The 23,268-nt window shown below is 58.2% G+C and carries 18 protein-coding genes; 11 read left to right on the top strand and 7 right to left on the bottom strand.

Annotated elements, in window-relative coordinates:
- Positions 1-108 precede the first annotated feature (108 nt).
- Together B0B52_RS13605 and B0B52_RS13600 are read left to right on the top strand one after the other, a co-directional pair.
- On the top strand, positions 109-1,077 hold the full coding sequence (locus B0B52_RS13605) for an alpha/beta hydrolase (protein WP_077594199.1): 969 nt from the start codon (positions 109-111) through the stop codon (positions 1,075-1,077).
- A complete protein-coding gene (locus B0B52_RS13600) occupies positions 1,074-1,931 on the top strand; it encodes a YbgC/FadM family acyl-CoA thioesterase (RefSeq protein ID WP_077594198.1) in 858 nt (285 codons plus the stop codon). Before B0B52_RS13605 ends, B0B52_RS13600 begins: the two co-directional genes overlap by 4 nt.
- A gap of 2 nt (positions 1,932-1,933) precedes the next feature.
- On the opposite strand, the gene B0B52_RS13595 is transcribed toward B0B52_RS13600, so the two are convergent.
- Positions 1,934-2,794 carry an NRDE family protein gene (locus tag B0B52_RS13595; protein WP_077594197.1) on the bottom strand — a complete coding sequence of 287 codons (861 nt, stop codon included), beginning with the start codon at positions 2,792-2,794 and terminating at the stop codon, positions 1,934-1,936.
- Positions 2,795-2,809: 15 nt separating this feature from the next.
- Positions 2,810-3,778, bottom strand: coding sequence for a folate-binding protein YgfZ (locus B0B52_RS13590; protein ID WP_077594196.1), 969 nt, complete (start codon positions 3,776-3,778; stop codon positions 2,810-2,812).
- 47 nt (positions 3,779-3,825) lie between these two features.
- Here B0B52_RS13590 and mltG point away from each other — a divergent pair, with 47 nt between their 5' ends.
- The 9 genes from mltG to B0B52_RS13545 all read left to right on the top strand — a co-directional run bounded on the left by mltG (position 3,826) and on the right by B0B52_RS13545 (position 10,381).
- Positions 3,826-4,833 carry an endolytic transglycosylase MltG gene (mltG, locus tag B0B52_RS13585; RefSeq protein WP_077594195.1) on the top strand — a complete coding sequence of 336 codons (1,008 nt, stop codon included), beginning with the start codon at positions 3,826-3,828 and terminating at the stop codon, positions 4,831-4,833.
- 126 nt (positions 4,834-4,959) lie between these two features.
- Positions 4,960-5,652 (top strand): dTMP kinase, encoded by a 693-nt coding sequence (gene tmk, locus B0B52_RS13580; RefSeq protein WP_077594194.1) that lies wholly within the window; start codon positions 4,960-4,962, stop codon positions 5,650-5,652.
- Entirely contained in the window at positions 5,649-6,716 is a 1,068-nt protein-coding gene (locus tag B0B52_RS13575) for a hypothetical protein (protein ID WP_077594193.1), read from the top strand. Before tmk ends, B0B52_RS13575 begins: the two co-directional genes overlap by 4 nt.
- A 49-nt stretch (positions 6,717-6,765) precedes the next feature.
- Complete coding sequence (locus B0B52_RS13570; protein ID WP_077594192.1) at positions 6,766-7,161, top strand: PilZ domain-containing protein; 396 nt, start codon at positions 6,766-6,768, stop codon at positions 7,159-7,161.
- Positions 7,162-7,259: 98 nt separating this feature from the next.
- Complete coding sequence (locus B0B52_RS13565; RefSeq protein ID WP_077594191.1) at positions 7,260-8,057, top strand: TatD family hydrolase; 798 nt, start codon at positions 7,260-7,262, stop codon at positions 8,055-8,057.
- Positions 8,054-8,725: an ankyrin repeat domain-containing protein gene (locus B0B52_RS13560; RefSeq protein WP_077594190.1), complete on the top strand. Its 672-nt coding sequence runs from the start codon at positions 8,054-8,056 to the stop codon at positions 8,723-8,725. Before B0B52_RS13565 ends, B0B52_RS13560 begins: the two co-directional genes overlap by 4 nt.
- 120 nt (positions 8,726-8,845) lie before the next feature.
- Entirely contained in the window at positions 8,846-9,145 is a 300-nt protein-coding gene (locus B0B52_RS13555; RefSeq protein WP_139351939.1) for a hypothetical protein, read from the top strand.
- A 187-nt stretch (positions 9,146-9,332) separates the two neighbouring features.
- Positions 9,333-9,797 (top strand): type II toxin-antitoxin system Phd/YefM family antitoxin, encoded by a 465-nt coding sequence (locus B0B52_RS13550; protein WP_077594188.1) that lies wholly within the window; start codon positions 9,333-9,335, stop codon positions 9,795-9,797.
- Positions 9,794-10,381 (top strand): DUF6036 family nucleotidyltransferase, encoded by a 588-nt coding sequence (locus B0B52_RS13545; RefSeq protein ID WP_077594187.1) that lies wholly within the window; start codon positions 9,794-9,796, stop codon positions 10,379-10,381. Before B0B52_RS13550 ends, B0B52_RS13545 begins: the two co-directional genes overlap by 4 nt.
- Before the next feature lie 4 nt (positions 10,382-10,385).
- Here B0B52_RS13545 and B0B52_RS13540 read toward each other — a convergent pair whose 3' ends face one another.
- From B0B52_RS13540 to B0B52_RS13520, 5 genes are all read right to left on the bottom strand, one after another.
- A complete protein-coding gene (locus B0B52_RS13540) occupies positions 10,386-13,313 on the bottom strand; it encodes an FG-GAP-like repeat-containing protein (protein WP_077594186.1) in 2,928 nt (975 codons plus the stop codon).
- Positions 13,314-13,358: 45 nt separating this feature from the next.
- Positions 13,359-15,467 (bottom strand): FG-GAP-like repeat-containing protein, encoded by a 2,109-nt coding sequence (locus B0B52_RS13535; RefSeq protein ID WP_077594185.1) that lies wholly within the window; start codon positions 15,465-15,467, stop codon positions 13,359-13,361.
- Between the two features lie 60 nt (positions 15,468-15,527).
- Entirely contained in the window at positions 15,528-18,467 is a 2,940-nt protein-coding gene (locus B0B52_RS13530; protein ID WP_077594184.1) for an FG-GAP-like repeat-containing protein, read from the bottom strand.
- Positions 18,468-18,512: 45 nt separating this feature from the next.
- Positions 18,513-21,011 (bottom strand): FG-GAP-like repeat-containing protein, encoded by a 2,499-nt coding sequence (locus B0B52_RS13525; RefSeq protein ID WP_077594183.1) that lies wholly within the window; start codon positions 21,009-21,011, stop codon positions 18,513-18,515.
- Positions 21,012-21,967: 956 nt separating this feature from the next.
- Positions 21,968-23,268 (bottom strand): RHS repeat domain-containing protein (locus B0B52_RS13520; RefSeq protein WP_305790770.1); only part of this gene is annotated, 1,301 nt, incomplete at its 5' end.

Genomic DNA, 23,268 nt, shown 5'->3' with positions numbered 1-23,268 from the left:
GCGCGCCGCAAGGGACTTGTTCAGCGCTTCCCTAACCTCATCACCTTACCTGAACAGCCGGAGACACCCATGACGCGCATGCAGACCTTGACGGCGGCCGTCCCGTAGATGCGCGGACAGTCTGCACACGCCCTGCTGACACCCGCCATGCGCGACGTGATCAGCCGCATGGTGCGCGCCGGGCGCCCGGCTTTCCATACGCTGACCGCTACCCAGGCCCGTGCAGCCTACGAGGCCGGAGCGGGCGTGCTGGAAATTCCCAAACCCGCGCTGGCGCGCGTGGAAGACTTCAGCCTTGCGGCGCACGACGGCCACGCCTTGCCGGCCCGGCTGTATGCACCTTCGGCCGACAGGCTGCCGGTGCTGCTGTATTTCCATGGCGGAGGTTTCACGATAGGCAGCATCGCGTCGCACGATATTTTGTGCCGCCAGCTCAGCCATCTGGCAGGCTGCGCTGTGGTGTCGGTGGATTACCGGCTGGCGCCGGAGCACAAATTCCCCACCGCTGCCCATGACGCCTGGGATGCGCTGCAGTGGCTGGCTGCCCATGTGGCAGAAAAAAACCTGGACGGCAGCCGGCTGGCCGTCGGCGGTGACAGCGCCGGTGGCACCCTGGCCGCAATGTGCGCGGTGCTGGCGCGTGACGCCGGCCTGCCGCTGGCCCTGCAGCTGCTTTTTTACCCCGGCTGCAGCGCGCACCAGGACACACCCTCGCACCGCAAATTTGCACGCGGCTTTGTGCTGGAAGAGCGCGAAATCAACTGGTTTTTCAGTTGTTACGTGCGCGGCCCCGCCGACCGCGAAGACTGGCGTTTTGCGCCGCTGAACACACCCGACGTGGACGGCGTGGCGCCGGCCTGGGTGGGCCTGGCCGAGTGCGACCCGCTGGTCGATGAAGGCGTGATGTACGCTGACAAGCTGCGCGCAGCGGGCGTGCAGGTCGACCTGGAGATTTACCGCGGCGTCACCCACGAGTTCATCAAGATGGGCCGCATCATTCCCGAGGCGCGGCAGGCCCACCAGGATGCCGCCCGCGCCCTTCAACAAGCTCTTTTTACACAAGAAACCGACTTATGAAACGACAGGACTTCCGTTTTTTCCACCGTTTGCGCGTGCGCTGGGCCGAGGTGGACATGCAAAAAATCGTCTTCAACGCGCATTACCTGATGTATTTCGATACCGCCGTCACCGACTACTGGCGCGCGCTGGCTCTTCCTTATGAAGAAACCATGCACCAACTGGGCGGCGACCTGTATGTCAAGAAGGCCTCGGTCGAATTCCATGCTTCGGCGCGCCATGACGACCAGCTCGACGTTGCCATGAAGTGCTCGCGCATCGGCAACTCGTCCATGGTGTTCACCGGCGCGATCTTCCGCGGCGACCAGTTGCTCATCACCAGCGAACTGATCTACGTGTTTGCCGACCCGTTGACGCAAACCTCGCGGCCAGTGCCCGAAAGGCTGCGCCGTATCCTGACCGCTTATGAAGCCGGCGAGCCGATGGTGACAGTCAAGCTTGGCTCGTGGGACGAGCTGGGCACTCACGCCGCGGCCATTCGCACGGCCGTGTTTGTCGAGGAGCAGCGCATTCCGATGGAGATGGAATGGGACGAAGCAGATGCAACTGCCGTTCACGCCGTGGCTTACAACGGCCTGGGCCAGGCCATCGGCACCGGCCGCCTGCTGCAACACGCAGCGGGAAGCGGAAAAATCGGCCGCATGGCCGTCCACAGAGTGCTGCGGGGTTCCAGCCTGGGTCGCGAACTGCTGAAGGCCCTGATGGCGGCCGCCCGTGAGCGCGGTGATGCCGAAGTGATGCTGCATGCCCAGCGCAGCGCCGAAGGTTTCTACAGCCGCCTGGGTTTCCAGCCGCGCGGTGAACCTTTCGATGAGGTGGACATCCCGCACATCGAGATGGTCAAGGCGCCCTGACTTCAGTTGGCGACGCGACTTCGCTGCCAGGCCAGCTCGCAGTGCTGGCTGCCCGCCTGTGCAGGAACGGCCGCAGCCTCGCGGGTGTGGGTGGTTTCCTCGACACGCAAGTCCCAGCTCAATTCCGAACCAATGCCTTCACCGGCACGGGCCACCAGCAGGGTGCTGCTGCGCGTGCCATAGCCATGCTCCGGGAAATCAACAAACACACTGGACAGCGCACGCTCCAGCGGTAGCGGCACGCCGGTGCGCGGCAGATGCGGGTCGCTGGCGCGCTGCCTGTCCTGCAGCGCAAACCAGAGGCGTGCCTGGAGCTCGTCCTCGTTGGGTGACTCCAAAGCGCTCTGCATGGCTTGTTTCAGCGCGACAGTTTTGGGCCAGGGAGTGTCCAGAGCTCCGTTCGACAAGCCATAAAGGCCCGGGCTCAGTTCGCGGGCCTGCCAGTCCAGCCCCGGCTGGTTGCTGAGCCAGTGCCATGACGGCCCGGAAGACCCGGTAGAGGACTGGAAATCACCAAGCACCAGGTTGAACGTGCCATAAGCCGTGGGGTCGGTGCTGGCCACGAACTGGCCGGCATCCATGCCGCCTTCCAGCCAACGCATGACCAGCTCGCCACGCGACCTTTCGCCGGTGATCCGCGGCACCTCGCGCACATTTGTCAGCATGGCGAGGCGGCCGCCGGGAGTCAGGCCCATCCAGGTGCCACCGGCGCGCAGGTCGCGTCCGGAAATCACTTCGGTACCCGCTTCGGTGCGCCAGCGCGCCAGCGGCAGCGTGGGCCGGTCCAGGAACTCGTCGCGATTGGCCGCAATCACCAGTGGCCAGTGCTCCGAGGCGCCGATGGCAAAGGAGATCAGACACACCGACCGGCTCCTTGCTTAGATATCTTCAAGCAAGGGGTAGGGCAGCGGCAGCAAGGCCAGGGTAGGGCCGGTTGCGCTGCCCAGGGTCAGCCGCCCGGCTTCGGCGTCTGCCGCTGCAGAGGTCTGCATGGACACGATCACATCAAAACCCGCCGTGGGGTGGGGCGCGCAGGCGGCAACCAGACCGCAGGGCTGTTCAGCGTCCGAGGTGTGGAAAACTTCCTGGCCGGTATGCGCCGTGCCTTTGCTGTGCGCCACATAGGCCCGGCGTTTAAGCGTGCCGCGAAACTGGCTGCGCGCAACGATTTCCTGGCCGGGGTAGCAGCCCTTCTTGAAGTTCACGCCGCCGACCGACTCGTAATTCAGCATCTGGGGCACAAAGGCCTCGAAGATGGGCTGGGTGATCATGGCGATGCCGGACTGCACCTCGAGCCATTGCCAGTGCGCCAGCGGCATGGCCGCTCCTGCGGGCTGCGGCGTGCCGGCGGGCGCGCACCACAGTGCACGTGCCTGGCCGGCGCCTGGATACAAAAACACCAGATTTGCATCATCAGAATCGGCTTTTTCCCATACCGGTCGGGCGCCACCAGCTATGGAATCAATAGCATCACCAGCCAGACCCCAGAGGGCATAGTCGGCCGTGGCATCGCTGAGTTTGGCCTTGGCGCGCAGCACAAACATCGAGAGCCGCTTCAGCGTGGCCGGCAAGATGTCGCGGCTGCAGACCAGCAGGATTTCTTCGTGGCTGCGTTTGAAAACGATGAAGCTGGCCTGCATGCGGCCCTTGGCATTGCAGAACGCGGCCAGGCGCGCCTCCGACATGCCGAGCAGCGCCACGTCTTGCGTGAGCTGGCCCTGGAGAAATTTGGCGGCTTCCTCGCCAGCCACACGAATCACGCCCAGATGCGCCAGTTCGGCGACGCCGGAGGGCAAGGTGGTCAAGGGCGAGGGCGCAAGAGGGGATTCAGAAGGGGAGGTCAACATGGGCTGAATTATCATAGACCCATCGTTTTCCGGAAGGTAACAGGGTTGTGCGTCGTTTCTTCATGAGTTTTCTGGTGCTGGTGTTTCTGGCCGGCCTGCTGGGGTTTGGCGCCGCCGGCTGGTGGCTGTACGAACCCCTGCGCCTGCGCCCGCAGCCCGGGAACCAGGTGGTGGACCTGGAAATCGAGCCCGGCACACCCGCCCAGCGCGTGGCCGAGGTTGTGGCTGCCAGCGGCGTTGATGTGGAGCCGGTATTGCTCTATGCCTGGTTTCGCCTGTCGGGCCAGGCACGCCAGATCAAGGCCGGCAGCTACGAAGTGACGCCTGGAACCACGCCGCGTTCGCTGCTGAGCATGCTGGTGCGGGGCGAGGAAAGCCTTAAAAGCGTCACCTTCGTCGAAGGCTGGAACTTCCGGCAGGTGCGTGCAGCCCTGCAAAAGGCAGAAGCCCTCAAGCCCGACAGCCAGGGCTTGAGCGGCGATGCCATCATGACGCAGTTGGGCAAGCCCGGTGTTCATCCTGAAGGCCGGTTTTTTCCCGATACCTACACCTATGCCAAAGGCTCGAGCGATCTGTCGGTGCTCAAACGCGCGGCCCGGGCGATGGACAAGCGCCTTGAGGCTGCCTGGGCCATGCGCCAGCCTGACACGCCGTTGAAGACGGCCGACGAAGCGTTGATCCTGGCCAGCATTGTGGAAAAGGAAACCGGCAAACCTTCTGACCGGGCCGAAATCGGCTCGGTGTTCAGCAACCGGCTGCGCATCGGCATGATGCTGCAGACCGACCCCACCGTGATCTACGGCATGGGCGAGCAGTTTGACGGTAACCTGCGCAGGCGCGACCTGCTGGCCGACACGCCGTACAACACTTACACGCGCGGCGGGCTGCCTCCCACACCGATTGCCATGCCCGGCAAGGCGGCGCTGCTGGCTGCCGTGCAACCGGCTTCGAGCAAGTCCCTGTATTTTGTGTCGCGCGGCGACGGCACCAGCCAGTTCAGCAGCACGCTTGATGAGCACAACCGTGCGGTCAACAAATACCAACGGGGGCAGTGATGGCCCCCACGCTTCGCACTAACGTGTCGTCGCTGCCCCCCGAGGGGGCCGCTGCGCCTGCGGGCCGGCTAAGCCGGACCCGCGGCCCCTGCTTGAAGGGACGGGCCTGTCCCGGCGTTACTAACGATGACTAACGACACCACCACCGGTTTATTCATCAGCTTCGAAGGCATAGACGGCGCGGGCAAATCGACGCACATCAGCGCGCTCGCCGAGGCTTTCAAAGCGCAAGGCAGGGCTGTAACGCTGACTCGCGAGCCTGGCGGCACCGCATTGGCAGAAAAATTGCGTACCCTGATCCTCAACGATGCCATGGATGCGCTGACTGAAGCATTGTTGATTTTTGCGGCGCGTCGTGATCACCTGACCACTGTGATTGTTCCGGCGCTGGCCCGCGGTGATGTTGTTTTGTGTGACCGTTTCACCGACGCGACCTTTGCCTACCAGGGAGGAGGGCGTGGATTCGACCTCGACGTGCTATCAAAACTGGAGCTATGGGCGCAGGATGTACAAGGGCTGGGACGCGATTTTGTTCATGAACTTGGCAGAAAAGGCGCAGCTCCGGCGATTGTCAAACCAGACCTGACGATCTGGTTTGACTTGCCGCCTGAAGAAGCTGCCAAACGCCTGGCGGGCGCCCGGGTGCCGGACAAGTTTGAAGCCCAGCCGGTGGAATTTTTTCGCCGTGTGGCCCAGGGTTATGCCGATCGCATGGCCGCCGACCCGTTGCGTTTTGCCCGAATTGACGCCAACCGGCCGCGCGAAGCAGTCTGGACTTCTGTGCACGGCGTGTTCAGCGGCCGGGGCTGGTTGCCATGAGCAGCGAAACCGAAACCACAAATACCGCGCCATTGGCGCCATGGCTGCAAACACAACTGCGCGGTCTGCTGGCCCAGCGCGGCCACGCGTGGTTGCTCAGTGGTCCTTCCGGCCTCGGCCAGTTTGACTTGGCGCTGGCGCTGGCTCGGGCCTGGCTGTGCGAAAACCCGTCGGCCGATGGCGCATGCGGCGTGTGCGGCAGCTGCCACGCGGTTGCTGTGCATACCCATGCCGACCTGTGCCTGCTGATGCCTGAAACCCTGTCACTGGCACTGGGCTGGCCCCTGGACGAAAAAACCCAGGACGAGCTGGACAGCAAGAAGCGCAAGCCCAGCAAGGAAATCAAGGTTGATGCGGCGCGCGAAGCCGTCACCTTTACCCAATTCACGCGTTCGCGCGGCGATACCAAGGTGGTGTTGGTTTATCCGGCCGAACGCATGAATGCGATCACCGCCAACACCTTGCTGAAAACACTGGAAGAGCCGCCCGGCGCAGTCAAGTTCATCCTGGCCACCGAAGCGGCGCACCAGTTGCTGCCCACCATTCGCAGCCGCTGCCAGGGCCACACCATGCACTGGCCGGCCTTTGAAGAAGCTTTGGGCTGGCTTGCCGAGCAGGCCGGGCCGGAGGGCAAAGCCGGCAAGCTGCCGGACACGGCAGACCTGCACACCTTGCTGGCCGCGGCCGGCGGGCGGCCCGCTGACGCCCTGGAACGCGTGCAAGCAGGTGCCACCAGTGCCGTGGCGCAACACTGGCAGGGCTTGCCCAAAGCCATGGCCCGGGGCGAAGTTGGCGCCTTGACCGACTTCGGACCGGCGCAGGCCGTGGACGCCCTGCAAAAGCTTTGCCACGACATGATGGCCATGCGCGCCGGTGCTGAACCCCGTTTTTTCCGCAGCGCCGACCTGCCCGTGCAATCACCCGGAAAGCCCGGCTTTGCCGCGCTGGGCGCCTGGGCGAAGGAATTGGCGGCCACAGCACGCACCGTGGAGCACCCTTACAACCCCGGTTTGATGCTTGAATCGTTGGCAAGCCGCGCCCAGTTGGCGCTCAATTCAAAATAAGCGTGTTTTCTTGCTGACAGCCTGCGGGTCAAGCCGATAAACTAGCCTCATGAGTACAACGCCACCCTCCGGTGCCGCCGGCGCCACTGCGACAAGTTCCAGCGCCGCCCGCCCCAGCGTCATCCAGCTGGCTATCCGGGAAAAAGCAGCCCTGTATGCCGCCTATATTCCGCTCTTCACCGAAGGCGGTGTGTTCATTCCTTCGGCACGCGACTACAAGCTGGGTGATGACGTATACGTGCTGCTCTCCCTGCCGGAGGACACGCAGCGCTATCCGGTGGCTGGCAAGGTGGCGTGGGTCACGCCAGCACGTGCTTCAGGCAACCGCACCCAGGGTGTGGGCGTTCGTTTCCCCAATGACGAAAAATCGCGCCTGCTGAAGATCAAAATCGAGGAAATCCTCGGCGCACACCTGGCTTCCGACCGTCCGACGCAGACGATCTAGCCTTCGCCAGCCAGCGACTCGCTACTTTTTTGATAGCTGCTTGCGCCCGTCTGATATGGGCCAACGCCAGCTTTCTCTACTGAAATTGCCCATTCTCGATGTTTACCGATTCCCATTGCCACCTGAGCTTTCCCGAACTGCAGGCCCAGCTGCCGCAGATTCGCGAAGCGATGGCACAAGCCCAGGTCACCCGCGCCCTGTGCATCTGCACCACACTTGAAGAGTTCGAAACCGTTCATGCGCTGGCCACCACCTATGACAATTTCTGGTGCAGCGTGGGCGTGCATCCAGACAACGAAGGCGTGACGGAACCCACCCTTCAAGACCTTGTGCAGCGCGCCGCCCTGCCCAAAGTCGTCGCTATCGGCGAAACCGGCCTCGACTACTACCGCCTTGGCGAGCGCAGCATCGCCGACATGGAGTGGCAGCGAAACCGCTTTCGTACACATATCCGCGCGGCACGCCAGACCGGCAAGCCGCTGGTGATTCACACCCGCAGCGCCTCAGCCGACACGCTGGCCATCCTGAAGGAAGAGGGTGAAACAGCCGACAACGCGGGGAGGGCGGGCGGCGTTTTTCACTGCTTCACCGAAACCGCCGAGGTTGCCCGCGCCGCGCTGGACCTGGGGTTTTACATCTCGTTTTCGGGCATTTTGACCTTCAAAAACGCGTCTGACCTGCGTGAAGTTGCCCGTTTTGTGCCGCTGGACCGCACCCTCATCGAAACCGACAGCCCTTATCTGGCGCCCATGCCCTACCGCGGAAAAACCAACAATCCGTCTTATGTTCCCTATGTGGCCAAACAGGTGGCCGAGATCAGGCAGGTGCCGGTTGAAACCATTGCTGAGGCCACCAGTCATAACTTTGAGCGCTTGTTTTCAGGGGTTTCGGTATGAATATGAACTTGATAAATTGGTTTAAGAATATCTTATATCTATTTGTTTTATCAGGATTTATTTCCGTTCATGCGGGCTCGTACGAGGATTTTTTTGCCGCCATCAAGCAGGACGACGCCTCGGCCATCCAGGGCCTGCTTGCCCGCGGGTTTGACGCGAACACGCTGGACCCCAAAGGCCAATACGGCCTGTACCTTGCACTTCGCGAACCTTCCCTCAAGGCCGCCCGGGCGCTGGTGGAATGGCCTAAAACCGATGTCAACGCCCTCAACGCCCAAAATGAAAGCCCGTTGATGATGGCCGCCCTGAAAGGGCACCTGGAAGCCGCTGCCGCCTTGATTAAAAGAGATGCCGATGTCAACAAGACAGGCTGGACCCCGCTGCATTACGCCGCCAGCAACGGACATATTGCGGTCATGGCCCTGCTGCTGGAAAACCATGCCTACATCGATGCCGAGTCGCCCAACGGCACGACCCCGCTGATGATGGCTGCCCAGTACGGCACGGCGCCGGCGGTCAAATTCCTGCTTGAGGCGGGCGCCGACCCCTTGCTTAAAAACCAGCAGAGCCTGACCGCAGTGGACTTCGCCCGGCGGACAAGCCGCACGGAGTCCGTGGAGATCCTCACCGCAGCCATCCGCGGCCGCCAGGCCACCGGTAAATGGTGAGGCACCGATTAAACTGCACACACAACCAGCGACTCGCTGGTTATTTTTTGGCCAACAAGGAGAAGAGATTCCATGAGTAAAGCACCGTTTTCTTGCGTCCTGAGCGATGACAAGTCAGAGATGAAACTGGTGGCGCAGGCGGGCGAGTTCAAATATTCAGCCCAGCAGGTTGAAGAACTTGCGCTGTTCTTCGGCCAGCTTCGGGCACAAATGTCTCCGGGGCTTCCCGAGCAATCCGGCGACGTGGTAGCACTTGAAGGCGATCGCTGGGAGGCCTACAAGAAAATGCAGGACGGAAGCGCACGGATTTACTTTCGGGTGCCCGGCATGGGCTGGTCCTTCATTCAACTTGAAGAAAACCGTTGCAATGAGCTGGCGGCTGTACTGAACCCAAGGCTGCAGGCTGTTCAGAATCAATAGTCCGTTGATCGCAGCATCGATTGCAGAGTGGCTAACGACCATCGAGAGACCGCTTCGGCGGTCTTTTTATGGCTAGTTTTATCTTCTACGATGTATATTATGTTAATTAACAAATTGAGGCGATTAAATCGTATTTGGACAAAACAGACAAATATGTAGAAAATAGACAAAACTCTATGGGCCGCATATGCAGCAGTTCTCTTCCACCGATGCCAAACAACGCTTTGGTCAGCTACTAAAGGCATCAGCCTCAGCGCCTGTAGCCATCGAGAAGCACGGAAAAATTCAGGCCTACCTTGCTTCACCTGAATTTTTCGAACGCGCCAAAAAAAACGATCCGGACAATTCAGCCCGCAAGCTTGCCAGAGCGAACCAGGCTTTGATTGAAAAAGACCGGCTCATCAGGCACCAGCGAATCGCGTTTGACCTTGCCACATCAACGCCAGGCAAGCGCGAGCTCCTGATCAAAACCGCGCTTGCCGTGGTCGAACGCTGGCGTGTTGAGCGCCTTTGCAGCGTGGACTACATCCAAAAATGGGAACACATTCTGAAGATGTCGCCTCAAAAGATGGCGGCGACGATGGTTTCTGACATCGACGGTTGGGGCACTTCCCTGCGCCAGAACTCCCCATGGATCGGAGTGCACGCATGAATCTGGACGCCCTTTTCGCGTTGTTTAAAGAGGCTCGGGTGCTGTCCGGGCACACTGATTTCGTGGTCATCGGCAGCCTTTCCATCCTAGGCCTTGAACAGAGCTTCGAAATTCCAGACGCGATGACGATGTCAAATGACGTTGACTGCTACACCAAAGCCGACCCGGGTCGCATATTCGACGTCGTGGACGCCCTGGGAGAAAATTCGCCGTACCACAAGAAATCAGGCTTCTTCCTCGATGCTGTCTCACCCGAATTGCCAAGTTTGCCGGACGGCTGGCGGGAACGCTTGATCAAGGTCGAACGCGACGGCCTGAGGGCCTGGTTTCTCGACCCCAATGATGCCGCCCTCTCCAAATACGCACGCGGTGAGCCTCGTGATCGAAGGTGGATACAGGCGGGCGTTCTCGCAGGCGTCGTGTCGATGCCCATCGTCAAAGCCCGCATCGGCAGCACGAACTTTTACGACAGCGAAGAAGAGCAAAGGGCCCATACGCTGGTTGAAGAAGATCGAGCCTGGTTCGAAATCGTTAAGCAATCACGCATGAAGATGCCGTCAGGGAACTCTTCAGGCCAAACCTGACCCTCTAATTTGGTTTCACACTTGTGACAGTGGCCTTCTTGAGCCGGCCCAAGATCCAGTTGTTGCTGTCAACCGGCCAGTATTCGTTGACCGTGGTCTTGCTGGAGCCTTCGCTGTTGCTCACCGTGATCTGGGTCGGGTCGCCGTACTGGGGGTTTTGACCGTAGACATAGCTGGTGCTGCTGCCGGGGTATGGGCTGCCACTCAAGTCCCAGCTTTCTTCGACGCTCTGGCTGGGGTACACAAAGACGCTGGCTCCTGCGGAGCCCGGGCTCTGGGCATAGGTGTTGGTGGTGCGTTTGAGCAGGCCGGCGTTGCCGGAGCCGGCCAGGCGGGTTTCGTTTTTGGTGACTGTTCCGGTGAAGGGATGGTTCTGGTTGAACTCGGTGTAGCTTTCGATGTTGTTGGCGACGCTCTTTGATTTCATCCAGCGAAAGCCGAGAGAGCCTCGGCCTGTGCCCTGCTCTGCTTTCAGGCCGCCGTAGCTGTACTGAACCGTGTTGACGCCGCCGACTCCGTTGCTGCTTGCGACTGAAGAAACAACAAGACGAGGGAACTGCAGATCCATTTTCGGATAGGCCGCCTTATCAGTACCGCTGTCTTTTGTGTAAATGCTGGCGTCGGTAATTGGATTATGAGAAATGGAGACCACAGGACTCAGGCCATTGGCGATGGACAAAACTACATCGACACTCGTTTTAGGAGTTACCCAGGCCCCGAAATAAGAGCTGCCAACAGCCCAGATGTTCTGCACGATGTCTAGCAAGCCGTCGCCGTTGAGATCAATGAGCTGGACACCATTGCGATGATTCAGATTGCTATCGTTGTGATGGGCCTCTAGAACAACTGGAGGAATATATTGCGGCGCACTTACCCACCCGGCCCCGGTATTGAGCCAGGCGCCGGTGTAGTTGCTGCCGACGGCCCAGATGTTTTGCACGATATCCAGCAGACCATCACCATTGAGGTCAATGAACTGCACCCCATTTTTATGATTCAGATTGCCATTGTTATGGTGGGTCTCGAGAACAACAGGAGGAATATATTGCGGCGCACTTACCCACCCCGCGCCGGTATTGAGCCAGGCGCCGGTGTAGTTGCTGCCGACGGCCCAGATGTTTTGCACGATGTCTAGCAAGCCGTCGCCGTTGAGATCAATGAGCTGGACACCATTGCGATGATTGAGATTGCTGTCGTTGTGATGGGTCTCTAGAACAACAGGAGGAATATATTGCGGCGCACTTACCCACCCCGCGCCGGTATTGAGCCAGGCACCGGTGTAGTTGCTGCCGACGGCCCAGATGTTTTGCACGATATCCAGCAGACCATCACCATTGAGGTCGATGAACTGCACACCATTCTTATGATTCAGGTTGCCGTTGTTATGGTGAGCCTCGAGAACAACAGGAGGAATATATTGCGGCGCACTTACCCACCCCGCGCCGGTATTGAGCCAGGCACCGGTGTAGTTGCTGCCGACGGCCCAGATGTTTTGCACGATGTCCAGCAGACCATCACCATTGAGGTCGATGAACTGCACACCATTCTTATGGTTCAGGTTGCCGTTGTTATGGTGAGCCTCGAGAACAACCGGAGGAATATATTGCGGTGCACTTACCCAACCTGAGCCGGTATTGAGCCAGGCGCCGGTGTAGTTGCTGCCAACAGCCCAGATGTTCTGCACGATGTCTAACAAGCCGTCACCATTGAGGTCGATGAACCGCACCCCGTTGCTGTGATTGAGGTTGCTATCGTTTTGCTGCACGGCGAGAGCAACGGGTAAAGCGTACTGCGGTGCACCTGTCCAACCTGAACCGGTATTGAACCAGGCACCGGTGTAGCTGCTGCCCACTGCCCAGATGTTCTGCACGATGTCCAGCAAGCCATCACCATTGAGGTCGATGAACTGCACGCCATTCTTATGGTTCAGATTGCTGTTGTTATGGTGAGACTCCAGGACGACGGGCGGAGTGTACTGCGGCGCACTTAGTCTGAGGGAAGGGGTCGACCCGTATGAAATGTTGGTTGCGGGAAAGCAAATACTTTCCGTCGACCCGTAGCACTCCGCAACGCTTAGCAAGCGAGAGCGCTGCGTTGCCAGGCTGCTTTCATAAACAGCCCGATAGACTTTCCCCTCAACTCCACCTGCATTGGTTTTGATACTGGTCACGCGTCTATCCGTCTGCACCAGACTACCCGACACATAGCCAGGACTTTTATCAAATCTTGCTGTGTCATATTCAAAGCTGACTGTATTCCCTCCATAGCTGATAGTGAGGGGCGCATACACACTGCTGTCAGCGCTTTCGTAATAGCCGAACGTCATGAAGTTGGTCTTGACGTCCTGAACGCGGTTAAGCGCCCAGACCCGCACGGTGGGCTTCCCCTGCGCCTCAATCTGGGAGTCTGCCGTGTTCCCCAGCTCCATGGTCAGGCCAGCCTTGGTCTGCATGGTGAAGTAGGCCGGGCCGTTGCCTGCCGTGCCGTAAGCGATGATCTTGCTGAAGCTCTCGCGCTCGGTGCGGTACTCGGAGTTTGCTGCGCCATAAGTTCCGCTGACCAATACCAGCCTTTGTCCATCCAGGCAAAAGCGGTCATTCATGTCGTAGTTCACACCACCGCGCGCACCGTCCTGGGCCATGGTTCTGGGGCAACGGGTAATGGCACTCAAGCCGCTCAGACTCCAGCCCATGCCCAGCAAGCCATTGCCACTCTGGCTGTTGTATTCCAATGAAAGCTGGGGTTGCATGCCGGCCACACCGGGGGGCACCTGGATGGGGATGGAGTACGTTGCTGCACCTGACTCGTTAACGCTGAACTGCCCGGGAGTGGTGCCTGCTACGGTGGTCTGGGCCAAGACTGGTCCTGCCATCAGCGCTGTGCTGAGACTCAGAATAATTCCCAGCAATACGCGGCTGTATCTGTTATTCATTTTGTCGCCCTCCCTCTTTACTCATGCTTGTATGTTTGTTTTCTTTTACGGCTTGACGCTGGTAACCGTGGCTTTCTTGAGCCGGCCCAATATCCAGTTGTTGCTGTCAACCGGCCAGTACTCGTTGGCCGTGGTTTTGCTTGAGCCTTCGCTGTTGCTTACCGTGATCTGGGTCGGGTCACCGTACTGGGGGTTTTGACCGTAGACGTAGCTGGTGCTGCTGCTAGGGTACGGGGTGCCGCTCAGGTCCCAGCTTTCTTCTACGCTCTGGCTGGGGTACACAAAGACGCTGGTGCCAGCAGAGCCTGGGCTTTGGGCATAGGTGTTGGTTGTTCGTTTGAGCAGGCCGGCGTTGCCGGAGCCGGCTAGGCGGGTTTCGTTTCTGGCCACCGTTCCGGTGAAGGGGTGGTTCTGGTTGAACTCGGTGTAGCTTTCGATGTTGTTGGCCACGCTTTTGGATTTCATCCAGCGAAAGCCGAGTGAACCTCTGCCTGTGCCCTGCTCTGCTTTTAAGCCGCCGTAGCTGTACTGAACGGTGTTGATGCCGCCTACGCCGTTGCTAGTGGATACCGAGCTGACTACGTACATCGGCATTTGTAGGTTTACCTTGGGGTAGACGGAGGCGTTGGGGGCTGTGTCTTTGGTGTAGACGGTCGGGGTGGTTAGTGGGGTGTGGGCAATTGCTAAAGTACGCGTAAGCCCTACCTCTGATGACAGGGTAGATACAAAGAGCCTTCCCCCACTAGACAAACTTACGTGGTTCGTATTATTGGTTTCGTGGCAAAAGCGATCGGCCAGGCCATCGCCATTGAAATCGGCAAATTGAACCGGCCCCCCACACCAATAGCCTGACGCCACGGTTGGGCCAAAGGTGCCATCTCCATTTGACAAACTTACGTGGTTCGTATTATTGGTTTCGTGGCAAAAGCGATCGGCCAAGCCATCGCCATTGAAATCGGCAAATTGAACCGGCCCCCCACACCAATAGCCTGACGCCACGGTTGGGCCAAAGGTGCCATCTCCATTTGACAAACTTACATGGTTCGTATTATTGGTTTCGTGGCAAAAGCGATCGGCCAGGCCATCGCCATTGAAATCGGCAAATTGAACCGGCCCCCCACACCAATAGCCTGACGCCATGGTTGGGCCAAATGAAACAACCGACCGCCCCCATTGGACATTTAATCTGGGCATACAAATGCTGTCGCCAGCACACTCTGTTAGAGCTTCTACCGTGCTCGTATCAGTCGCACTTGCCTGCGCCACATAAGCCAACCGATAGTCTTTCACCAAGGTAGCCCCACTGAACGTCTTGATATTGCCAATCCGCTTGACGCTCTTTACCATCGCCCCGGCCTGGTACCCAGTTTTCACATCCAATCTGGCAACCGCGCTCGCAACAAATTGCACCGAGGCGCTGGGCACCAATGCAGGCACAGATGTCGAATTGCCCGTGTAGTCCATGCGTAGCGGGTAGTACGCTCCATTGAGCGTATCTTCGTCATAGCTCACCATCAGGTAGTTGCCCTTGACGTCTGTCACCTTGTTCTGGGCCCAAACCCGGATGCTTGTGTTGGGCCAGGTGGCACTGCTGCCCGACGCCTTGATGGCTTCTATGGCGGAGTCAGGGGTGTTGCCGTACTCCACCGTCAAGCCACTTTTGGTCTTGACGGTAAACGATGCCGGACCGTTGCCCGCTGTGCCGTTGGCGGTGATCTTGTTAAAGCTCTCTATCTCCGTGCGGTATTCAGTGCCTGCGGCGCCGTAGACGGTGCCCGTGCTCAGGATGAGTCGTTGGCCATCCAGGCAAAAGCGATCATTGGCATCAAAGTTGACTCCGCCCATGACACCGTCTGTGGCCCGGGTTCTGGGGCAGCGGGTAATCGCCGACAAGCCCGAGATGCCCCAGCCCATGCCCAGCAAACCATTGCCACTTTGGCTGTTGTATTCCAGGAAGAGCTGGGGTTGCATGCCGGCCACGCCGGGCGGTACCTGGATGGGGATGGAATACGTGGCTGCGCCGGACTCGTTGACGCTGAACTGGCCAGGGGTGGTGCCGGCGACTGTGGTCTGGGCCAGAACTGATCCTGTCATTAGCGCTGCGCTGAGGCTCAGTGCCACACCCGCCAGAATGCGGCTGTATCTGTTCTTCATTTCCTCGCCCTCCTCTTTACTTGCACTTTTAGTTCTTGTGTTGTTGGTCCGTGCTGTCGCTTACGGTTTGACGCTGGTCACGCTGGCCTTCTTGAGCCGGCCCAGTATCCAGTTGCCGCTGCCGGTGTTGGCTGGCCAGTACTCATTGACTGTCGTTTTGCTGGAGCCTTCGCTGTTGCTCACCGTGATCTGGGTCGGGTCACCGTATTGCGGGCTCTGGCCGTACACGTAGCTGGTCGTGGCGTTGGGGTACGGGGTGCCGCTCAGGTCCCAGCTTTCTTCTACGCTCTGGCTGGGGTACACGAAGACGCTGGTGCCAGCAGAGCCCGGGCTCTGGGCATAAGTGTTGGTGGTGCGCTTGAGCAAGCCGGCGTTGCCGGAGCCGGCCAGCCGGGTTTCGTTTTTGGCGACTGTTCCGGTGAAGGGGTGGTTCTGGTTGAACTCGGTGTAGCTTTCGATGTTGTTGGCTACGCTCTTTGATTTCATCCAGCGAAAGCCGAGCAGGCCTCTTCCTGTGCCCTGCTCTGCCTTCAGGCCGCCGTAGTTGTACTGAACGGTGTTGACGCCGCCCACACCATTGCTGGTACTGACCGTGCTCACAACGTATTGCGGGTACTGAAGATCTATCTTTGGGTACACCGCAGCGTTCGGGCTTGCGTCCCGGGTGTAGACCGCGTTGTCCGGCAAAGGTTTGTAATTCAACGAAGTTGTGGCGCCTTGACCTGAGGTCACCGAAATCATGGAGTCGGGTGAACCTGATATGGGCGTTCCAAAAAAGGTGCTGCGCTGCTGGCCTCTGCCGGAAGCATTTCCATAAGGAAAAGTCCCATCGGTGATGTAGGCGACATCGAGCTTGCCATCACCGTTGACGTCTCCCATCACCAACTCATGCCAGCCAAAGTGCGTATCTGCAGATGAAATTATCCTGGGTGCAAAATTCCCATCGCCAAGACCCAGAAACAAACTACGCTGCTGACCCTTACCCGAGTCACCGCCATACGGAAATGTTCCATCGGTGATGTAAAGGATGTCGAGCTTGCCATCACCGTTGAAATCCCCAGGAACCTGATCATGCCAGCCAAAATGGGTGTCGGCAGAAGAGATTATCCGGGGACTGAAAGTCCCGTCGCCCAGACCCAGGAAGGCACTGCGTTGCTGACCCTTGCCCGACATATTTCCATGGGGGAAAGTCCCATCGGTGATGTAGAGGATGTCGAGCTTGCCATCCCCGTTTACATCCCCAGTCACCAGCTCATGCCAACCAAAGTGAGTGTCAGCCGATGAAATGACACGAGGACCGAAAGTCCCATCGCCCACGCCCAGGAAGACACTGCGTTGTTGACCCTTGCCCGACATATTTCCATAGGGAAATGTTCCATCGGTGATGTAAAGGATGTCGAGCTTGCCATCACCATTGATATCCCCGGTGACCAGATCGTGCCAGTCGAAATGCGTATCGGCGGCAGTAATCACGCGGGGAGCAAAAGTTCCGTCACCCAGACCCAAAAACACACTGCGGTGTTCCCCTTTGCGTGTGGGGTTTCCATTGGGATCGTTTGACCCGTCGGTGATGTACATCAGGTCCAGCCTGCCATCACCATTGATATCTCCCGTGACAAGCCGATGTCCGGCAAAGTGGGTATCTGCAGAAGAAATTATCCGGGGACCGAAAGTCCCGTCGCCCACGCCCAGGAAGACACTGCGCTGCTGGCCCTTGCCAGAAGCATTTCCATAGGGAAAAGTTCCATCGGTGATGTAGAGGATGTCGAGCTTGCCGTCACCATTGATATCCCCGGTGACCAACTCGTGCCAGTCGAAATGCGTATCGGCGGCAGTAATCACGCGGGGAGCAAAAGTTCCGTCACCCAGACCCAAAAACACACTGCGGTGTTCCCCTTTGCGTGTGGGGTTTCCATTGGGATCGTTTGACCCGTCGGTGATGTACATCAGGTCCAGCCTGCCATCACCATTGATATCTCCCGTGACAAGCCGATGTCCGGCAAAGTGGGTATCTGCAGAAGAAATTATCCGGGAATCAAAAGTCCCATCACCCCCAGCCAGCCAGCCAGGCGTTGTCCCTTGCAGGCACACACCATCGCCGCCACACTCTGCAATACCCGTCAGGCGTGAAGAACCGACTGCCCCGCTGTTATCGAAGCTGAGCCTATATTCCTTGACCAGCGTTGTTCCAATGTAGGTTTGAACTTTGGTCATCCTGACTGTGTTCTTGAGCAGACTGCCCGCGTGGTACATCGGGGCAACGTCAGGCCGTGTTTCGTACAGCAACTGGATTGAGTTGGCGGGAGAGCTGCCACTTGTGGTGCTGCCCGTGTAGTCCACCCGGCTGGTGTAGTACTGGCCATTGGCGTTGTCTTCCACATAAACGGCGGTGAGGTAGTTTCCCCTGACGTCGATGATCTTGTTGACGCCCCAGAGCCTGGCATGGGCCTTGCCCTGCGCTTCGATCCGGGAGTCTGCGGTGTTGCCGTACTCCATAGTGAGCCCTGCCTTGGTCTTCACGATGAAGTAGGCCGGGCCATTGCCGGCACTGCCGTGGGCGGTGATTTTGCTGAAGCTCTCGCGCTCGGTGCGGTATTCGGCTCCCGCTACTCCTTCCGTGCCGGAAATCAGCAGGAGCCTTTGGCCATCCAGGCAGAAGCGATCGTTCATGTCGTAGTTGACGCCACCACGCACACCGTCCTGGGCCATGGTTCTGGGGCAGCGGGTAATGGCACTCAAGCCGCTCAGGCTCCAACCCATGCCCAGCAAACCATTCCCACTTTGGCTGTTGTATTCCAGGAAGAGCTGGGGTTGCATGCCGGCCACACCGGGTGGCACCTGGATGGGGATGGAGTAGGTGGCTGCGCCGGACTCGTTGACGCTGAACTGGCCCGGTGTGGTGCCGGCGACGGTGGTCTGGGCTAGGACTGATCCTGCCACCAGCGCTGCGCCGAGGCTCAGAGCGATTCCCGTCAACACGCGGCTGTATCTTTTATTCATTTCCTTGCCCTGCTTCTTTACTCATGCTTCTAGGTTTGTTTTCTTTTACGGCTTGACGCTGGTAACACTGGCCTTCTTGAGCCGGCCCAGTATCCAGTTGCCGCTGCCGGTGTTGGCTGGCCAGTATTCATTGACCGTGGTCTTGCTGGAGCCTTCGCTGTTGCTCACCGTGATCTGGGTCGGGTCGCCGTACTGGGGGTTTTGTCCGTACACGTAGCTGGTGCTGCTGCTGGGGTACGGGGTGCCGCTCAAGTCCCAGCTTTCTTCCACGCTCTGGCTGGGGTACACAAAGACGCTGGCACCGGCGGAGCCTGGGCTTTGGGCATAAGTGTTGGTGGTGCGTTTGAGCAGGCCGGCGTTGCCGGAGCCAGCCAGGCGGGTTTCGTTTTTGGCGACCGTGCCGGTGAAGGGGTGGTTCTGGTTGAACTCGGTGTAGCTTTCGATGTTGTTGGCTACGCTCTTTGATTTCATCCAGCGAAAGCCCAGGGAGCCTCGGCCTGTGCCCTGCTCTGCTTTGAGGCCGCCGTAGCTGTACTCCACAGTGTTGACGCCGCCTACTCCGTTGCTGGTGCTTACCGTGCTGACGACGTATTGCGGGTACTGCAGGTCGACTTTGGGGTACACCGCTGCGTTCGGACCGCTGTCTTTGGTGTAAATCGCACTATTGGTTAGCGGGGCGTAGTTCGGAGCGAAGCTAGCTCCTCCGCCATTCACAGTCGACCTTACCAAATCTGACTGCACCGACAAAGTACCGGCAAATAGCGTTTGTGCTTGACTGTAGTCATTTGCAATTTGTACTAAATCGGCCTTTTCAAGACCTCGAAAATTCCCCGAAAAAGTGCGGGCATAGTTATTTCTCCAAAAAGGTAGTGCAGTCGGCGCCTGATAACTCCCTTGCACATAACTCCCATCGGGCTGCGCAATCAATACCTGAGCCTGCTCATATGCATCAGCAATTTGTACAAAGTCTGTGCGGCCGTCGCCATTTACATCTACCGGGATCGTTGCTCCATACGACGCACGCCAAAATGGTCCAACATTGCTGGCCGACTGCCACGCGCGAACGAAGGAGCCATTGCCATTGGACAGCAGTACTTGAGCGTCGTAAGTTGCATTGACAACTTGCACAACATCCGCAAGGCCGTCTCCGTTTACATCTGCAATAAAAGTGCTTGCGAATCCAATGCTCCACATAGGACCTGCGGGGCTCCAATCAGGCCCAGTACCTGGCGCTTGATAACTCCCTTGCACGTAACTCCCATCGGGCTGCGCGATCAATACCTGAGCCTGCGCATAAGCATTGGCAATTTGTATAAAGTCTGTGCGGCCGTCGCCATTTACATCCACCGGGATCGTTGCTCCATACGATGCACGCCAAAATGGTCCAACATTGCTGGCTGACTGCCACGCGCGAACGAAGGAGCCATTGCCATCGGACAGCAGTACTTGGGCGTCGTAAGTGGCATTGGCAACTTGAACCAGGTCTGCACGACCATCACCATCGACATCAACTACAAAAGTTTGGCAATATCCGTTTTGCCAAACAAGTGCGTTGCCAGGCGCCTGATAATTGCCTTGAACATAACTTGCCCCTGACTCGCTCGTCCATTCCAACCTGGTTGCAGGTAAGCAGTCGCCGACACTGTCACATCCAACAACTGACGCAATTTTGCTTCTCTCAACCGCACTAGCCTGCACCAGATACTCCAACCGATAGTCACTAACCAGCGTTGTTCCGGTGTAGGTCTGGATGTTGCCCAGCCGCTTGGAGGTCTTGATCAGCGCTCCCGCCTGATAGGCCGTCTGTACGTCCAGCCTGGCCGTGGCGGTTGGCACAAGCTGCACTGAGTTCGCAGGCACCTGCCCTATGCTGGCATTGCCCGCATAGTCAATTCGAAGGGGGTAAAAGTCCCCATTAGCGCTGTCCTCGGCGTAGCTGAACGTCATGAAATTGCTCTTGACGTCTTGGACGCGGTTGAGCGCCCAAACCCTTACCGTGGGTTTACCTTGCGCTTCAATCTTCGAATCGGCCGTATTGCCCAGCTCCATCGTCAGGCCAGCCTTGGTCTGCATGGTGAAGTAAGCCGGACCATTGCCCGCACTGCCGTAAGCGGTGATCTTGCTGAAGCTCTCGCGCTCGGTGCGGTACTCGGAGTTGGCTGCGCCATAAGTTCCGCTGACCAGGATCAGCCTTTGCCCGTCCAGGCAGAAGCGGTCGTTCATGTCGTAGCCGACACCCCCGCGTACACCGTCCTGGGCCATGGTTCTGGGGCAACGGGTAATGGCACTCAAGCCGCTCAGACTCCAGCCCATGCCCAGCAAGCCATTGCCACTCTGGCTGTTGTATTCCAGCGAGAGCTGGGGTTGCATGCCGGCCACGCCGGGCGGTACCTGGATGGGGATGGAATACGTGGCTGCGCCGGACTCGTTGACGCTGAACTGGCCGGGCGTGGTACCTGCGACTGTGGTCTGGGCAAAGGACGTACCGCACGCTGCCGCGCACAACACGGCGCCCAGCAGTGCCTGCTTATATAGATGCCTCATCGCGCCCTCCGCCCTGTTATTTATAGTCACGCCGAAATTTTGTTTGAGACGATGCTACCAAAGGCAGGTGGTATTTCATAACGTTTTGTCGTTGAAGAAACAGCCTCGGGCCTGCCTTTGGCCTATGGGTTCGTGGACTAGCAGCATGTAGCTCATGAGGGCTCCTGTTTACTACGTATTTGATAGCAAAGTATTGCCGTAGTGAAGGGCGAAGTGACTATTTTTATCACGAAGCTACCCAAGGGGGTTTCATCGCCCGCACTCCAGACTGGCCGTGGATTCTTTCAGAAAAATGGCCGACGTCAAAGCCGCTTCGAGTGCTGGATCCGGAGGAAGAACTTGCCGGGGTTGGCCCTCTTTGAAAGCCCAAGATCATCCGACTTATCGTTGACCACGACACACCAATAGCCAATGCTATTGCAGCCTGGCTGTGGCCACCCTGGTAGAAGACATCAGCCATGCAAGATGGGAGACCTGACCCCTTCCCCTGCATTGCACAGCACTGCCCGCGATGCGGAGTTTGACCTTCAAGTCAGTTCGCAGCAACGGAAGGGGGCCAAGTCCGGCTCCTATCGTTGCCTTTCCATATTTGAATCTCAAACTTGGGGCGCTGCGTTTGGATCGTTATTTACAAAAAACTCATGACTTCTTCGAGCAAATAAATATCGCCCAACCGTTACCGTTTTCCTGATCTCCATCGCGCAACACGGTAATGCCTTGGGGACATTGACTTGGAATCAGCATCTTTTCCTTCAAATAATTTTGTATAGCGACACGACGATGTAGCCCAACCCGATCTACGTCGCTGCGCTTAAAGCTAAACATGAATTCGGTTGCATTCACTTGACGTATTGGTCCAGACTTTTCTGTCGGGGGTGCACCCCAGTTACAGCCGACGCCTACTACAGGAAGTATCGCAATGAGCATGTGAAAACATGATCGGTTTACTTTGCCCATTAGTGGCGTCGCTTACTGCTGAAGTAGAGATAAGTGGCTGGATGATCGGCAGCCAATGCCACCCCAGTACCGACTGCAGCTGGCAACATTCCCGCAAAACTGTATGCTTGAAACAAAGTGTCGAAGGTAGCACCGCGGCTCATATACCACCCGGTATCTGGGCTGTAAGACCAGCTATTTTGGAAGTCGTGCAGTTTGGAGACCGCGTTTACAAACCTACCCAGGTAGCTGTTTTCTGAATAGAGATGCTGCCCAGAACCCTCCCCCGCCATGCCAGTCTTGGTAAACCAATTGCCCTCTTTAAGGGGGTTCTCGGTGTAGTCCACATCCCGGCTTCCGTCCGTGAGAAGCTCTCCCCAGCGGTTTCTCATGCAGGCCGCGCCAGTTTCGCATGCCTTTAGTTTCGAAGCATCTGTGGCCTTGCTTGCATACTTGTAAACTTCACTTACAACTGAGAGAACGAATGCAGATTTAAATCCCTCCTTAAAGGAACCTCCTTGGAGGCTTGCAGATACACCCCCAACTGTGGCGTTCGCAATAACTGTCGGCACGATCCCCCAATCAGCGCCCTTTACGTAACTCAAAGCATATGTCGTCGCGTAGGTGGTTGCTCCGGCTTTAAAAGCCGCAGTCATGGACCCTGTGCCTTGATAGGTGTAATACGAGGAGAATGCTGCCGCACCAGCCGGGCCCCCATAGATCGTAGCCACAGCCTGTCCCACCGCATAGGCCCACTTGTGGGTCATGATGTAGTTGTCAACCTGCTTCTGCCCCGGCTGTGAAGCGACGAGATTGAAGAGATTCTTCGGGGTAGGCGCTATGTGGTGAGTAATGATCGCCTTAAAGAAGCTCTTGAAGCTGAAGTAGCCACTGGGATCCGTAAGCGCCAACGGGTTATTCGAGACATAGGTATATCGGTTGTAGCTCTGCAGGTTGCTCGGATCCTGAATGAAAGGATCAGCACTCATGAACCGCCCAATCAGCGGGTCATAAATGCGCCCGTTCATGTGAATCACCCCCATCTCGTCCAGATGCTCATGCATCGTGTAACCCCGATCGGTGTTGAAGCCGACGATGGAGTCCAGCACGTCCGGCGTGCCGTTGACGAAACGCCGCTTGCCCCAGGGGTCAAACGCCATGCGTTCAATCACGGCGCCGTTTTCGTCACTGACCGCCACCATGCTGCCCAGGTGGTCGTGGTGGAAGTAGTTGGTTGCCGTAGGCGCTGTGCTGCCCAAGGTGCCGGTACGCTGCACAAACATGGCAAACACCAGGCCGCCGGCGCTGACGTAATGCTTGT

Source organism: Polaromonas sp. A23 (assembly GCF_002001015.1).
Taxonomy (GTDB): Bacteria; Pseudomonadota; Gammaproteobacteria; order Burkholderiales; family Burkholderiaceae_C; genus Polaromonas.
The sequence above is the reverse complement of the archived record's forward strand: the minus strand, read 5'-3'. Positions and strand labels throughout refer to the sequence as shown.

Bases quoted from the DNA above. Each gene is read 5' to 3' on its own strand.
- B0B52_RS13570 (WP_077594192.1), top strand. From the start codon at position 6,766: ATGAGTACAACGCCACCCTCCGGTGCCGCCGGCGCCACTGCGACAAGT.
- B0B52_RS13545 (WP_077594187.1), top strand. From the start codon at position 9,794: ATGAATCTGGACGCCCTTTTCGCGTTGTTTAAAGAGGCTCGGGTGCTG.
- B0B52_RS13525 (WP_077594183.1), bottom strand. From the start codon at position 21,011: ATGAGGCATCTATATAAGCAGGCACTGCTGGGCGCCGTGTTGTGCGCG.
- B0B52_RS13530 (WP_077594184.1), bottom strand. From the start codon at position 18,467: ATGAATAAAAGATACAGCCGCGTGTTGACGGGAATCGCTCTGAGCCTC.
- B0B52_RS13600 (WP_077594198.1), top strand. From the start codon at position 1,074: ATGAAACGACAGGACTTCCGTTTTTTCCACCGTTTGCGCGTGCGCTGG.
- tmk (WP_077594194.1), top strand. From the start codon at position 4,960: ATGACTAACGACACCACCACCGGTTTATTCATCAGCTTCGAAGGCATA.
- B0B52_RS13590 (WP_077594196.1), bottom strand. From the start codon at position 3,778: ATGTTGACCTCCCCTTCTGAATCCCCTCTTGCGCCCTCGCCCTTGACC.
- B0B52_RS13555 (WP_139351939.1), top strand. From the start codon at position 8,846: ATGAAACTGGTGGCGCAGGCGGGCGAGTTCAAATATTCAGCCCAGCAG.
- B0B52_RS13575 (WP_077594193.1), top strand. From the start codon at position 5,649: ATGAGCAGCGAAACCGAAACCACAAATACCGCGCCATTGGCGCCATGG.
- B0B52_RS13560 (WP_077594190.1), top strand. From the start codon at position 8,054: ATGAATATGAACTTGATAAATTGGTTTAAGAATATCTTATATCTATTT.
- B0B52_RS13540 (WP_077594186.1), bottom strand. From the start codon at position 13,313: ATGAATAACAGATACAGCCGCGTATTGCTGGGAATTATTCTGAGTCTC.
- B0B52_RS13550 (WP_077594188.1), top strand. From the start codon at position 9,333: ATGCAGCAGTTCTCTTCCACCGATGCCAAACAACGCTTTGGTCAGCTA.
- B0B52_RS13605 (WP_077594199.1), top strand. From the start codon at position 109: ATGCGCGGACAGTCTGCACACGCCCTGCTGACACCCGCCATGCGCGAC.
- B0B52_RS13565 (WP_077594191.1), top strand. From the start codon at position 7,260: ATGTTTACCGATTCCCATTGCCACCTGAGCTTTCCCGAACTGCAGGCC.
- B0B52_RS13535 (WP_077594185.1), bottom strand. From the start codon at position 15,467: ATGAAGAACAGATACAGCCGCATTCTGGCGGGTGTGGCACTGAGCCTC.